This is a genomic window from Curtobacterium uvaldense, assembly GCF_028307415.1.
GTDB lineage: Bacteria > Actinomycetota > Actinomycetes > Actinomycetales > Microbacteriaceae > Curtobacterium.
Window position 1 is genome coordinate 115,419 of sequence record NZ_JAQMHU010000006.1, and the last position, 12,936, is coordinate 128,354.

Below are 12,936 nucleotides of genomic sequence, written 5' to 3' on the forward strand. Positions count from 1 at the left end.
GTGCGCCGGCGGCACGTCGTGCGATCGGAACGGCGCGGAGCACCACTGCCGGAGGCGCCGGCACCGCGGCGATGCGGCCGGCGCTACGCGTCGGGCAGCAGGTCCGGGCGGACGCGACGGGTCCGCTCCACCTGCTGCTCGTGCCGCCAGGCGGCGACGCGCGCGTGGTGCCCGCTGAGCAGGACGTCCGGCACCTCGAGGTCACGCCAGAGTGCCGGCTTCGTGTACGACGGGTACTCGAGCAGGCCGTCCTCGTGGGACTCCTCGACGAGCGACTCCGGGTTGCCGACGACCCCGGGGACGAGACGGCCGACCGCCTCGATCATCGCCATGGCCGCGACCTCGCCGCCGTTCAGCACGTAGTCACCGAGCGAGAGCTCGACGACCGAGCACCGCTCGGCAGCCCAAGCGAACACGCGGGCGTCGATGCCCTCGTACCGCCCGCAGGCGAACACGAGGTGGTCGTGCTCGGACGCGAGCGACCGGGCGATCGACTGACGGAAGGGGGTGCCGGCCGGCGTGGGGACGACGAGCGTCGACGAACCGTCCTCGCGCAGGATCGACGACAGCGCCTGCGCCCACGGCTCGGGCTTCATCACCATGCCCGCGCCACCGCCGTACGGGGTGTCGTCGACCGTGCGGTGCCGGTCGGTCGTCCAGTGCCGCAGGTCGTGCACGTGCACGTCGAGCAGCCCGTCCGAGCGGGCCTTGCCGAGCAGCGAGACGTCGAGGACGGAGAAGAACTCCGGGAAGATCGTGACGATGTCGATGCGCACGATCAGCCCTCGCGGTCGCTCGGCGTGACCGTCTCGGGCCGCGAGGTGTCCTCGGGGTCCTCGAACAGTCCCGTCGGGGGCGTCACCGTGACGGTACCCGCCGCGATGTCGACCGTCGGCACGATCGCCGAGACGAACGGCACCAGGACCTCGCCGCGCGACGGGGTGTCGATCGCGAGCAGGTCCTGCGCGGGCAGGTGGTCGACGCGGGCGACCGTGCCGACCTCGACGCCGTCGCGGAGCACGCGCAAGCCGACCAGCTGGTGGTCGTACCAGGCGTCGTCCTCACCGGTCTCGGCGTCGGCGTCCTGCTCGACCCAGAGGATCGCCCGCGCGAGGGACTCGGCGGCGGTGCGGTCCGCGACGCCCTCGAAGAAGGCGACCGGGTGCCCGTTGTACCAGCGGAGCTCGTCGATGGTCAGGGTCTTGCCCGACCACGGCGAGTCCGAGGGGACCTGGAGCGTGAACTCCGCCCCCGGCGTGAACCGACGATCCGGGTCGTCGGTGTAGAGCTCGAGCTTGATGCCGCCCTTGAGCCCGTGCGCCTTCGTGATGCGACCCACCCGGAGTTGGGTCGTCTCCCTAGGAATCGGTGTCGACCACGTCGACCCGCACCCGCTTGCCGTCGGCGAGAGCCGAGACGAGGGTGCGGAGCGCCTTTGCGGTCCGTCCGGCGCGACCGATCACGCGACCGAGGTCCTCGGGGTGCACACGCACCTCGAGGACCTCGCCACGCGCAGAGGTGGAACTGGCGACGCGGACGTCGTCCGGGTGATCGACGATCCCCTTGACGAGGTGCGTCAGCGCAGAGTCGAGCAAGGAATCAGGCCTCGGTCGTCTCTGCGGCGTCGTCGGCCGACTCGGCCGGAGCGGCGGCGGGGGCCGTCTTCTCCGACTTCGGCTTCAGGACGGCCTTCTTGGCAGTGTCCGCGACGAAGGCCTGCTTCGGCTCGGCGACCTTGACGGTGGACTCGGTGTTGCCCTCGCCCTTGAACTTGCCCCAGTCGCCGGTGAGCTTGAGGAGCGCCGCGACCTGCTCGGTCGGCTGCGCGCCGACGCCGAGCCAGTAGAGCGCACGCTCGGACTCGATCTTGATGACCGAAGGCTCCTCGGTCGGGTGGTACTGACCGATCTCCTCGATCACACGACCGTCGCGCTTGGTGCGCGAGTCGGCGACGACGATGCGGTAGTAGGGCGCACGGATCTTGCCGAGACGCTTGAGACGGATCTTGACAGCCACAATTACTCCTGTTGCGTGTTGTTGTGGTTGAACCGGAACCGCGGGCGTGGGGGCACGCGCGGTGGAAGCTCGAAGGAAGTCGCGACCTGCTGGATAGAGGGTCGAGCAGACGCGATTCGACCGTTCATTCTTGCAGGTTTCCGCCGGAGAAGCGAGCCGGGACGCGCCGTGGCCGCCGTGTCGTCACGGTGCGAGGGCGCGCACGGCCTCGATCGCCTCGCTCGTGGCACGGACCGCGTCGACGCTCCTGGCGTCCCGGGCACCGCCGACGACGGCGTACGGCACCCCCGCGGCAGCCAGGCCCGGTGCGAGCCCTCCCCCTGCGACGGCGACCCCCGACGCGTCCTCGGCCTCGTCGCCCTCGACCGCGGGTGCACGTTCCTGCCCGGCGCACACGACGACGTGGTCGGCCGGTACCGCGGTCTCCCGACCGTCCTCGTCCCGGATCCACAGCGTCCCGGGCTCGATGCGCAGGTACTCCTGCACCCCGCCGACCATCCGCACCCCGGCGTCGCGCAGTCGTCCGACCGCCACCCAGCGCGAGGTGATGCCGATCCCCTGGCCGAACTTCCCGGACCGACGGAGCACCGTGACGTCGGCGCCGGGGCGGAGCGTCCGTGCCACCGCGGGAAGCCGTTGCGGGACGTCGCCGACCAGGTCGTCGGCGACGGTGACGTCCCAGCGCGCCGCGAACTCCGCCGCCCGCACCGCCTCGTCGGGCGACTCGACCAGGAAGGCCGCCGTGTCGACCCCGATGCCGCCGCCGCCGACCACCGCGACGGTGCCGGGCTGGACCCCGTCGCGCAGGGCGTCCTCGTAGGACACCACGTGGGGCAGCTCGGCGCCCGGGACGTCCAGCACGCGGGGCACGACCCCTGCCGCGAGCACCACGGCGTCGCTGTCGAGCAGGTCGGCGACGGTGGCGGCACGGCCGGTGTGCACGGTCGCCCCGCGGGCGCCGAGCTCGGCGCGCGCCGCCCGGACGGTCGCGGCGTAGTCCTCCTTGCCGGGGATCGCCGCGGCCAGGGCGAACTGCCCGCCGAGGGCGTCGGTCGCCTCCCACAGCGTCACGGCGTGCCCGCGCCGCGCGGCGTCCACCGCGGCGGCCAGCCCGGCCGGGCCACCGCCGACCACGTCGACGCGCTTCGGCTCGACGGTCGGCCGGAGCGGCATGGTCAGCTCGCGGCCAGCGCGGGGGTTCACGAGGCAGGACACGGGCCGTCCGACGATGGAGTGGTCGAGGCACGCCTGGTTGCAGCCGATGCAGGTGTTCACCAGGTCGAAGTGGCCGTCGAGCGACCGGCGGACGATGTCCGGGTCCGCGAGGAACGGACGGGCGAGCGCGACGGCGTCGACCTGCCCGCCGCGGAGCACCGCCTCACCGTCGCGCAGGTCGGTCATCCGGTTCGATGCGATCACCTGCACCTCGGGGTGCGCGGACTCGCGGACCACGCCCGCGACCCGCTCGGCGTACGCCAGCCACGCGCCGTGCGGCACCGCGGCCTGCACGGTCGGCGTGCGCGACTCGTGCCAACCGATGCCGACCGAGATCCCGTCGAGGCCCAGCGGCACCAGGTCGTGCACGAGCGCGTCGACCTCGGCGTCCGTCGTCGACCCGGGCATGAGGTCGGCACCGGACAGCCGGATCGTGACGGCCAGGTCGGGCACGGCGGTGCGGACGGCCCGGACGACCTCGATCGCGAAGCGGCGGCGTCGCTCGGCGTCCCCACCCCAGTCGTCGTCGCGGAGGTTCGTCAGCGGCGACTGGAACTGGTTGACCAGGTAGCCCTCGGACGCCATGATCTCGACGCCGTCGAAGCCGATCGCCGCGGCAGACCGGGCGGCGGCGGCGAAGTCGTCGATCGTCCGGCGGACCTCGGCATCGGTGAGCGCGACCGGCTGGACCCCGCGCGCCGCCGCCCACGGCAGCGCCGACGGAGCCACCACGCGCTGGGGTCGGCCGTACCGGTCGACCAGGCCGTTCGCGAGGGCGTACCGGCCGGCGTGGAAGAGCTGGGCGAGCACGGCTCCGCCCTCGTCGTGCACGGCCGCGACGGCGACCCGGAACCGTTCGTCCGCGCCCCCGGTGCCGAACACCGCGAAGTCCGGACCACCACGGGCTTCGTCGCTGATCGCGATCCCGCCGGTGACGATGCAGCCGACGCCGCCCGCCGCGCGCTCGCGGTAGAACGCGGCCATCGCGGCACCGCCGTCGTCGAGGACCTCGAGCCCGGTGTGCATCGACCCCATCACCACCCGGTTCCGCAGGTGGAGCGGTCCGAGGTCCCAGGACGAGGAGAGGACTGCGAGGTCGGGCACGGCAACGCTGCTCATGGCGACCACTCTGCCGGACGACGTGCCCGGGACCGAACTCCTTGTGCCGACCCTCCAAGCCGACGGGCAGGATGGCCCCATGGACATCCGCTTCACCGAGTCCCGCCCGTCGACACTCGGCGTCGAGTGGGAGCTCCCGCTGGTCGACCGCGGCACCGGCGACCTCGCGCCCCGTGCCCCCGCCGTGCTCTCCGCCGTGCAGGAGCGCCTCGGCGATCCCGACCGGGTGACCGAAGAACTCCTCACGAACACCGTCGAGGTGGTCACGGGGGTGCACGACACCGTCGGTGGGGCGACGAGCGAGCTCGCGGGCATCATCGGCGAGGTGATCGATGCCGCCGAACCGCTCGACGCGCAGGTGATGTGCTCCGGCACCCACCCGTTCGCGCAGTGGGACCAGCAGGAGATCACGGCGGACAGCGAGCACTACACCACGCTGATCGACCGCACGCGCTGGTGGGGTCGGCAGATGCTCATCTGGGGCGTGCACGTGCACGTGGGGATCGACGACCGCGACAAGGCGGTCCCGATCATGAACGCGATGCTCGCGTACGTTCCGCACCTGCAGGCGTTCACCGCGTCGAGCCCGTTCTGGGGCGGGACCGACACCGGGTACGCCTCGAACCGTGCCCTCATGTTCCAGCAGCTCCCCACCGGCGGCCTGCCGCCGGGCATCGACGACTGGACCGGCTTCGAGACCGTCGTCGACGACCTGACGAAGACCGGTGTGATCGACGGGTTCAAGGACCTGCGCTGGGACATCCGCCCGTCGCCGGGGTGGGGGACGCTCGAGAACCGCGTGTCCGACGGCATCTCGACCCTCCACGAGGTCGGCGGCGTGACCGCGTTCGTCCAGTGCCTCGTCACCGCGCTCTCGGACCGCCTCGACCGCGGCGAGACGCTGCCGTCGATGCAGCCGTGGTTCATCCGCGAGAACAAGTGGCGCGCAGCCCGCTACGGCATGGAGGCCGAGATCATCACCGACGCCGCCGGCCACGAGCGCCTGGTCACCGACGAGGTCCACGACCTGGTCCAGCGGCTCGACCCGATCGCCGACCGTCTGGGCTGCCAGCAGGAGCTGCACCACCTGGACACGATGATCGCCGACGGCGCGTCGTACCAGCGGCAGCTGCGGGTGGCGCAGGAGAACGGCGGGGACCTGCGCGCGGTGGTCCGCCACCTGGTGACGGAGCTGCGGGAGTCGCTCTAGACGACACCACGGAACGGACGGGAGGCCCGGTACCAGCTGGTACCGGGCCTCCCGTCGGTCATGGGGTCGCGTCTAGCGGCCGAGGAACTTCTGCAGGCTGGCCAGCTCTTCCTCGGTGGGCGCCTTGCCGCCCTTCGGACCGCCGAGTCCGAGACCGGACCCGGTGGGTGCCTGCTGCTGCGGCTGCGCCGCCGCACCCGACGCGAGCGCCGCGCGCTTGGCGGGGTTGCCGACCTTCTTCTTCTTGGCGCCGCCCTGCTGCTGCTTCTTCTTGCCGCCGTGCATGCCCGGGATCGGCCCCATGCCCGGCATCTGCGGCACGCCACCACGGGCGACGGTGCGCATCATCTTCGCTGCCTGCTCGAAGCGGTTGACGAGCGCGTTGACCTCGGTCACCGTGGTGCCGGAACCCTTCGCGATGCGGAGTCGACGCGAGCCGTTGAGGAGCTTCGGGAGCTCGCGCTCCTGCTTCGTCATCGACTGGATGATCGCCTCGGTCCGGACGATCTCGCTCTCGTCGAAGTTGTCGAGCGCCTCGCGCATGCCCTTGGCGCCCGGGAGCATGCCGAGCATGCCCTTGATCGAGCCGGCCTTGCGGAGCTGCTGCATCTGCGCGAGGAAGTCGTTCAGCGTGAACGAGTCGGTCGCGATCTTCTCGGCGACCTTGCGCGCCTCGTCCTCGTCGAACGCGGACTGCGCCTGCTCGATGAGCGACAGGATGTCGCCGAGGTCGAGGATGCGGCTCGCCATGCGGTCCGGGTGGAACGGCTCGAAGTCGTCGAGCCCCTCGCCCGTGGACGCGAACATGATCGGGCGGCCCGTGACGCTGGCGACCGACAGGGCCGCACCACCGCGGGCGTCGCCGTCGAGCTTGGACAGGACGACACCGGTGAAGTCGACGCCCTCCTGGAAGGCGCGAGCGGTCGCGACGGCGTCCTGACCGATCATCGCGTCGATGACGAACAGGACCTCGTCCGGGTCGACGGCCTTGCGGATGTTCGCTGCCTGCTTCATGAGCTCGGCGTCGACACCGAGTCGACCGGCGGTGTCCACGATGACGGTGTCGTACTGCTGGTCGACCGCGGCCTTGATCGCGTTCTTCGCGACCTTGACCGGGTCGCCGACGCCGTTGCCGGGCTCGGGAGCGAACACGTGCACGCCGGCCTGCTCGCCCACGACCTGGAGCTGCTGCACGGCGTTGGGACGCTGGAGGTCCGCCGCGACGAGCATCGGCGTGTGGCCGTCCTTCTTGAGCCACTTGCCGAGCTTGCCCGCGAGCGTCGTCTTGCCGGCGCCCTGGAGGCCCGCGAGCATGATCACGGTCGGCGGTCGCTTCGCGAACTCGAGTCGGCGCTGCTGGCCGCCGAGGATGCCGACGAGTTCCTCGTTGACGATCTGGACGACCTGCTGCGCGGGGTTGAGCGCCTTGTTGACCTCGTCCGAGAGCGCACGTTCCCGCACCGACGCGGTGAAGGCCTTGACGACCTCGAGCGCGACGTCCGCGTCGAGCAGGGCCCGGCGGATCTCGCGGACGGTGCCGTCGACGTCGGACGGGGACAGACGACCCTTGCTCCGCAGGTTGCGGAAGGTCTCGGTCAGCCGATCGGAGAGTGAGCCGAATTGTGCCATGGTCCGACGATTCTACAGGGCCACCTCCGACCGCCCCGGACCGCCCACCGCCCGGTTGTTGGACTGCGTCCAGGAACCGGGGTAGCGTGCTCGACGTGCCCCAGCTCGAGATCATCCGCTGGCCCGGGCTCCTCGACTACGAGGAGGGCCTCGCCGTCCAGCGGTCGTTCCACGCCGACGTCGTCGCCGGCCGCTCCCCCGGCGTCGTCGTGCTCTGCGAGCACCCGAGCGTCTACACGGCCGGGCGCCGCACCGAAGCCGCTGACCTGCCGACCGACGGGTCCCCGGTCGTCGACGTCGACCGGGGCGGACGCATCACGTGGCACGGGCCGGGGCAGCTCGTGGCCTACCCGATCGTCCGGCTCGCCGACCGGCTCGACGTCGTCGCGTGGGTCCGCGACCTCGAGCAGGTCGTCCTCGACGCGGCGGCCTCGGTCGGGGTCACCGCTGAACGGGTCGACGGGCGCAGCGGTGTCTGGGTGCGCCGACCGGGCGGCGGCCCGCACGACAAGGTGGGCGCGATCGGCCTGCACGTCGCCGAGCACGTCTCGAGCCACGGCATCGCGGTCAACTGCGACAACGACCTCGCCCCCTACGGCGCGATCGTCCCGTGCGGCATCGCCGACGCGGGCGTCACCACCCTCAGCCGCGCGACCGGCCGCCACGTCACGGTCGACGAGGTCGCCGCCCTCGTCGGGCCGCGGATCCAGCAGGCGGTCGACGGCATGCACGCCGGTCACCGCATCAGCAGCACCACGCGACAGGAGGTCGCCGCATGACCCTCGCCCCCGACGGCCGCCGCATGCTCCGGGTCGAGGCCCGCAACGCCGCGACACCCATCGAGACGAAGCCCGCCTGGATCAAGACCCGCGCGACGCAGGGCCCGGAGTTCCGGGACCTCTCCGCACTGGTCCGGGACAAGCAGCTGCACACCGTCTGCCAGGAGGCCGGCTGCCCGAACATCTTCGAGTGCTGGGAGGACCGGGAGGCCACCTTCCTGATCGGCGGCTCGCAGTGCACCCGGCGCTGCGACTTCTGCCAGATCGACACCGGCAAGCCGAGCCCGCTCGACCGGGGCGAACCCCGGCGTGTGGCGGACTCAGTCGTGTCGATGGGCCTGAAGTACGCGACCGTGACCGGTGTCGCCCGGGACGACCTCGACGACGGCGGCGCCTGGCTCTACGCGGAGACCATCCGACAGGTCCACGAGCACTCCCCCGGCACCGGCGTCGAGATCCTCGTGCCGGACTTCAACGGCCGCCCCGACCAGCTCGGGCAGGTGTTCGACGCCCGCCCGGAGGTCTTCGCGCACAACGTCGAGACGGTCCCCCGGATCTTCAAGCGCATCCGCCCCGCGTTCCGCTTCGAGCGCTCGCTCGACGTCCTCACGCAGGGCCGCGACGCGGGCCTGGTGACGAAGTCGAACCTCATCCTCGGCATGGGCGAGGAACGGCACGAGGTCGTCGACGCACTCGAGCAGCTGCACGAGGCGGGTACCGAGATCATCACGCTGACGCAGTACCTCCGTCCGTCGCCGCGGCACCTGCCCGTCGCGCGGTGGGTGACGCCGGAGGAGTTCGTCGACCTGCGCGAGATCGCCGAGGACATCGGCTTCGCGGGTGTGCTCGCCGGTCCGCTCGTGCGCTCGTCCTACCGGGCGGGCCGGCTGTGGGCGCGCGCCACCGTTGCGCGCGGGGGCACGGTGCCGCCGCACCTCGCCCACCTGCTCGAGGCGACCCCGGGTCGCCAGGCCGTGTAGCGCCGATCCGGCGACCGACGGACGGACGGGAGGCCCGGTACCAGCTGGTACCGGGCCTCCCGTCCGTCCGTGGTCACGTCCGACGTGACCGGCCGACGCTACGCGCGACCGCGGATGCTCCGGAGGAGCCAGCCGATGACCGCCAGCAGGATGAGCACGATGCCCACCCAGAGCAGGAACTTCAGCGCACCGACGAAGATGCCGCTGAAGAGCAGGACGAGGCCGACGATGATCGCGATGATCAGCAGTGCGGGCATGAGGGTCTCCAATCCCTGGAACGAGACCGAGCGGACGCCCGGGCCGAAGCGGACACTACTCGCGAGCCGGCGACGCCGTTCCCCGAGCACGGAGCCCGGCAGCTGCCCCCGGTCGGGGATCCGGCTCCGGGCGGTCCGCGTCGCGGTCCACCGCACGGCTCCGCAGGAACACCACCGCCAGGATCGGCAGCAGGACGATCTGCCCCCAGATCCCGATGGTCTGCGCCTCGTCCGCCCAGGTCCGGGCGGAGACACCCACGGCCTTCAGCGCGAACGAGTGGAACCACCCGACGAAGAGCAGCAGGTTCGCGGTCACGTAGGCCACCACCCACCCGAGGCGGATCCGCACGACGGCGAAGAACGGCGTCAACCAGAGCACGTACTGCAGCGAGTCGACCTTGTTCGTGACGAGGTACGCACACAGCAGCGCCGCGCTCGTCTCGATCCAGGGCATGCGGCCGCGCCGGAGCCCGATGACCAGACCGACGGCGAGCACGGCCAGCACGGCCACGGCGGTCGCCGCCGTCGAGAGCAGGTTGAGTCGGAGCTGGACCTCCGGGCTGCTCTGCGCGGACCACGGCTGCAACGCCCAGTACCAGACCGACAGGGTGCTCGGGTCGATGTCCCGGGTGCCCTGGAAGCGGATCACGGAGAACCACGACGTGGCGTTGACGAGCACGAACGGCAGGTTCGCGGCGAGGACCACGCCGAGCGCGCCGGCCACCGCCCCGGCGGCACGACGGACCCGGTCCGGCCAGGACGGCCCGGCGTCCACGAGGAGTGCGAGGACGAACGGTGCCACGAACGCGAGCGGGTACAGCTTGAACGCTCCGCCGAGTCCGAACAGCGCGCCCACCACGACGGCACGCCACACCGGCGCACGTCCGGCCGGCCACCGCACCGCGGCGAAGACGCCCGCGGTCGTGCACACCACGGTGAGCAGGTCCCAGTTGTAGAGCGCGTAGAGGAACAGCGGCGGTGTCGCGGCGAAGATCCACGCGCGCCGGCCGGCCATCCGGGCGAGGAGGACGGTCACGACCACCACCACCGGCACGAACGTGAGCGCCGTCACCACGAGGAACCCGCGGCTGGACCCGACCGGCAGGGCGCTGAGCCAGGCCCACAGGCCGGTGAGGGTCGGGTACTCGAGCGTGCCGGGCGGCAGGCCGCGGGTGGTCAGCGGCCCGACGTAGGGGAACACGTGCGATGCGAGGTCGCGGATGCCCCAGAGGCTCAGGGTGTCGCCGAGGCAGGCGTGTCGTGTCACGTACGCCAGGTCGAGACCCTCGCCCGCGCACTGCAGCTTCTGGAACAGGCTCCCGACGGTCAGGCCGACGGCCACCACGCACATCACGACGAGCTCGACGGCGGCGACCCCGCCGGCCGGACGGACGCTGCTGCTGCCGGCGATCGCGCGCGTGTTCACGCGCTCGGCGTGGGCGTCCGCTGCGGCTCCGGCGCTCCGTGCACCACCGACACCTCGTCGTCGCGGTCCACCGCCCGGCTGCGCAGGAACACGACCGCCAGGATCGGGAGCAGGACGATCTGCGCCCAGACACCGATCGACATCGCCTCGTCCGCGTAGGTCCGCACGGTGGTCCCGATCGCCTGCAGGTAGATGTGCCGGAACCACCCGGCGAAGAGCAGCGTGTTCGCGGCCAGGTAGGCGATCACCCAACCGCTGCGGATCCGGACGAACACGAAGAACGGCGCGAGCCAGAGCGCGTACTGCAGCGAGTCCACCTTGTTCGCGACCAGGTAGGCGCAGAGGAGCGCCGCGCTGGTCTCGATCCAGGGCATGCGACCGCGACGGACCCCGAGGACGAACCCGGTGACCAGCACCGCGAGCAGTGCCACCGCCGTCGCTCCGGTCGCCAGCAGGTTCAGCGTGTGCTGGAACGCGGGCGAGTCCTCGGCCGACCACGGCTGGAAGGCGTAGTACCAGACCGAGAGCGTCGCCCCGTCGATGTTCCGGATGCCCTGGTAGCGGATCACGGAGAACCACGACTCGGCGTTGATGAGCACGAACGGCAGGTTCGCCACGAGGACCACGCCGACCGAGCCCGCCACCGCGCCGAGGGCGCGGCGCACGCGATCGCCCCACGACGCGGTCGCGTCGACGAGCAGGGCGAGGACGAACGGCGCGACGAAGACGAGCGGGTACAGCTTGAAGGCACCGCCGAGACCGAACAGCGCACCGACGACGACGGCCCGCCACACCAGCGACCGCCCGGCCGGCCACCAGACCGCCACCGCGATCGCGACGACCGTGCACATCACCGGGAGCAGGTCCCAGTTGTAGAGCGCGTAGAGGAAGAGCGGCGGCGTGGCCGCGAAGAACCACGCCCGGCGCCCGGCGACGCGGGCCAGCGCCACGACGGTGACGACGACCACGGGCACGAAGGTCAGCGCGGTGACCACGAGGAACCCGTGCAGCGAGCTCACCGGCAGCGCGCTCAGCCACGCCCAGATCCCGCTGAGCGTCGGGTACTCGAGGCTCCCCGGCGGCAGCCCGTTCTCGCCGAGCGGCTGCACGTACGGGAACACGTGCGACGCGAGCTCGCGACTGGAGAACAGGCTCACGGTGTCCGCGAAGCAGGCCTTGCGGGTGGCGGTCACGAAGTCGACCCCGGGGGCGGCGCACTGCAGCTTGTGCAGCAGGCTGCCGATCGTCAGCCCGACCGCGACCACGCACATCACGACGACCTCGAGCACCGAGACGGTGGCCGGCGGTCGGGTCCCTCGCCCGCCGGTCGTGGACGGCGCGGTCACGGACGACACCACGGCGCTCAACCGACCAGGTTCTGGACGAAGACGTGCGGGGTGAAGCCGGTGAGGTCGTTGATGCCCTCACCCTGCCCGATGAGCTTGATGGGGATGCCGGTCTTCTCCTGCACGCTGAGCACGAAGCCGGCCTTGGCCGATCCGTCGAGCTTGGTGATGACGAGTCCGGTGACGCCGGCACCCTCGATGAAGGCCTGCGCCTGGGCGAGACCGTTCTGCCCGGTGGTGGCGTCCAGGACGAGCAGCACCTCGGCGATCTCGGTCTGCTTCTCGACGACGCGCTTGATCTTGCCGAGCTCGTCCATCAGGCCGGCCTTGGTGTGCAGTCGGCCGGCGGTGTCGATCACGACGATCTCGGTGCCGTCGCGCATGGCCTTCTCGACCGTCTGGTACGCCACCGAGGCCGGGTCCTGGCCGGGCTGCGCCGGTCGGACGACCTCGACCCCGGCGCGCTGCGCCCACGTCGCGACCTGCTCGACCGCCGCCGCGCGGAACGTGTCCGCCGCGCCGACCACGACCGTGCGGTCGTAGGTCTTGAGGAACTTCGCGAACTTGCCGATCGTCGTGGTCTTGCCGACGCCGTTGACGCCGACGACGAGCACGACCGCCGGGCGGTTGCTGAGCTTGAGGGTCGTGTCGAGCTTCGACAGGCGCTCCTCGAGCACCTCGCGGAGCATGCGCTGCAGGTCGGCGGGGTCCGTCGTGCCGTACCGGTCGACGCGGGCGTGGAGGTCCTCGATGACCTCGTCCGCGATGTCGGGGCCGAAATCCGCACCGATCAACGCGGTCTCGAGATCGTCCCACGTGGTCTCGTCGATGGTCTTCCGCTGGAACAGGCCGCGCAGACGGGTGGACAGTGACCAGGAACTCGCCATGCTCCCAGCTTAGGGCGCGACCAGTGGACGCTGCGCCCGGTATCCTCGGTTCCTGAAGGGGAGTACTCCCGC

At 71.6% G+C, this 12,936-nt stretch carries 13 protein-coding genes; 3 read left to right on the plus strand and 10 right to left on the minus strand.

What is annotated here, in order from left to right:
- Positions 1–83: 83 nt before the first annotated feature.
- From trmD to PIJ49_RS05660, 5 genes are all read right to left on the minus strand, one after another.
- Positions 84–776, minus strand: a complete 693-nt coding sequence (trmD, locus tag PIJ49_RS05640) for a tRNA (guanosine(37)-N1)-methyltransferase TrmD (protein WP_066654831.1) — start codon at positions 774–776, stop codon at positions 84–86.
- Positions 777–778: 2 nt separating this feature from the next.
- On the minus strand, positions 779–1,339 hold the full coding sequence (rimM, locus tag PIJ49_RS05645) for a ribosome maturation factor RimM (RefSeq protein WP_334212818.1): 561 nt from the start codon (positions 1,337–1,339) through the stop codon (positions 779–781).
- A 19-nt stretch (positions 1,340–1,358) separates the two neighbouring features.
- Positions 1,359–1,595: an RNA-binding protein gene (locus PIJ49_RS05650; protein ID WP_058730104.1), complete on the minus strand. Its 237-nt coding sequence runs from the start codon at positions 1,593–1,595 to the stop codon at positions 1,359–1,361.
- Positions 1,596–1,599: 4 nt separating this feature from the next.
- Positions 1,600–2,016, minus strand: coding sequence for a 30S ribosomal protein S16 (gene rpsP / locus PIJ49_RS05655; RefSeq protein ID WP_066654835.1), 417 nt, complete (start codon positions 2,014–2,016; stop codon positions 1,600–1,602).
- A 183-nt stretch (positions 2,017–2,199) separates the two neighbouring features.
- Positions 2,200–4,350 carry an oxidoreductase gene (locus PIJ49_RS05660; protein WP_271826054.1) on the minus strand — a complete coding sequence of 717 codons (2,151 nt, stop codon included), beginning with the start codon at positions 4,348–4,350 and terminating at the stop codon, positions 2,200–2,202.
- Between the two features lie 79 nt (positions 4,351–4,429).
- Between PIJ49_RS05660 and PIJ49_RS05665 the strand changes: the two genes are divergently transcribed.
- Positions 4,430–5,560: a glutamate--cysteine ligase gene (locus tag PIJ49_RS05665; protein WP_271826055.1), complete on the plus strand. Its 1,131-nt coding sequence runs from the start codon at positions 4,430–4,432 to the stop codon at positions 5,558–5,560.
- 72 nt (positions 5,561–5,632) lie between these two features.
- On the opposite strand, the gene ffh is transcribed toward PIJ49_RS05665, so the two are convergent.
- Positions 5,633–7,189 (minus strand): signal recognition particle protein, encoded by a 1,557-nt coding sequence (ffh, locus tag PIJ49_RS05670; RefSeq protein WP_066654840.1) that lies wholly within the window; start codon positions 7,187–7,189, stop codon positions 5,633–5,635.
- Between the two features lie 95 nt (positions 7,190–7,284).
- On the opposite strand from ffh, the gene lipB reads away from it, so the two are divergent.
- On the plus strand, positions 7,285–7,968 hold the full coding sequence (gene lipB / locus PIJ49_RS05675) for a lipoyl(octanoyl) transferase LipB (protein ID WP_442874605.1): 684 nt from the start codon (positions 7,285–7,287) through the stop codon (positions 7,966–7,968).
- Complete coding sequence (gene lipA / locus PIJ49_RS05680; RefSeq protein WP_271826057.1) at positions 7,965–8,948, plus strand: lipoyl synthase; 984 nt, start codon at positions 7,965–7,967, stop codon at positions 8,946–8,948. Before lipB ends, lipA begins: the two co-directional genes overlap by 4 nt.
- Before the next feature lie 98 nt (positions 8,949–9,046).
- Here the strand turns inward: lipA and PIJ49_RS05685 are convergent, their stop codons facing one another.
- The 4 genes from PIJ49_RS05685 to ftsY are packed head-to-tail and all read right to left on the minus strand — an operon-like array spanning position 9,047 to position 12,864.
- Positions 9,047–9,205 (minus strand): DUF4175 domain-containing protein, encoded by a 159-nt coding sequence (locus tag PIJ49_RS05685; RefSeq protein WP_137767577.1) that lies wholly within the window; start codon positions 9,203–9,205, stop codon positions 9,047–9,049.
- 55 nt (positions 9,206–9,260) lie between these two features.
- Complete coding sequence (locus PIJ49_RS05690; RefSeq protein WP_271826058.1) at positions 9,261–10,631, minus strand: glycosyltransferase family protein; 1,371 nt, start codon at positions 10,629–10,631, stop codon at positions 9,261–9,263.
- A complete protein-coding gene (locus PIJ49_RS05695) occupies positions 10,628–11,998 on the minus strand; it encodes a glycosyltransferase family protein (RefSeq protein WP_271826059.1) in 1,371 nt (456 codons plus the stop codon). Before PIJ49_RS05695 ends, PIJ49_RS05690 begins: the two co-directional genes overlap by 4 nt.
- A complete protein-coding gene (gene ftsY, locus PIJ49_RS05700) occupies positions 11,995–12,864 on the minus strand; it encodes a signal recognition particle-docking protein FtsY (RefSeq protein WP_058748735.1) in 870 nt (289 codons plus the stop codon). Before ftsY ends, PIJ49_RS05695 begins: the two co-directional genes overlap by 4 nt.
- Positions 12,865–12,936: the final 72 nt, after the last annotated feature.

What these genes read in the sequence shown, in the direction of transcription:
- PIJ49_RS05660 (WP_271826054.1), bottom strand. Translation starts at nt 4,350, where the DNA reads ATGAGCAGCGTTGCCGTGCCCGACCTCGCAGTCCTCTCCTCGTCCTGG.
- PIJ49_RS05665 (WP_271826055.1), top strand. Translation starts at nt 4,430, where the DNA reads ATGGACATCCGCTTCACCGAGTCCCGCCCGTCGACACTCGGCGTCGAG.
- ffh (WP_066654840.1), bottom strand. Translation starts at nt 7,189, where the DNA reads ATGGCACAATTCGGCTCACTCTCCGATCGGCTGACCGAGACCTTCCGC.
- lipA (WP_271826057.1), top strand. Translation starts at nt 7,965, where the DNA reads ATGACCCTCGCCCCCGACGGCCGCCGCATGCTCCGGGTCGAGGCCCGC.
- PIJ49_RS05685 (WP_137767577.1), bottom strand. Translation starts at nt 9,205, where the DNA reads ATGCCCGCACTGCTGATCATCGCGATCATCGTCGGCCTCGTCCTGCTC.
- ftsY (WP_058748735.1), bottom strand. Translation starts at nt 12,864, where the DNA reads ATGGCGAGTTCCTGGTCACTGTCCACCCGTCTGCGCGGCCTGTTCCAG.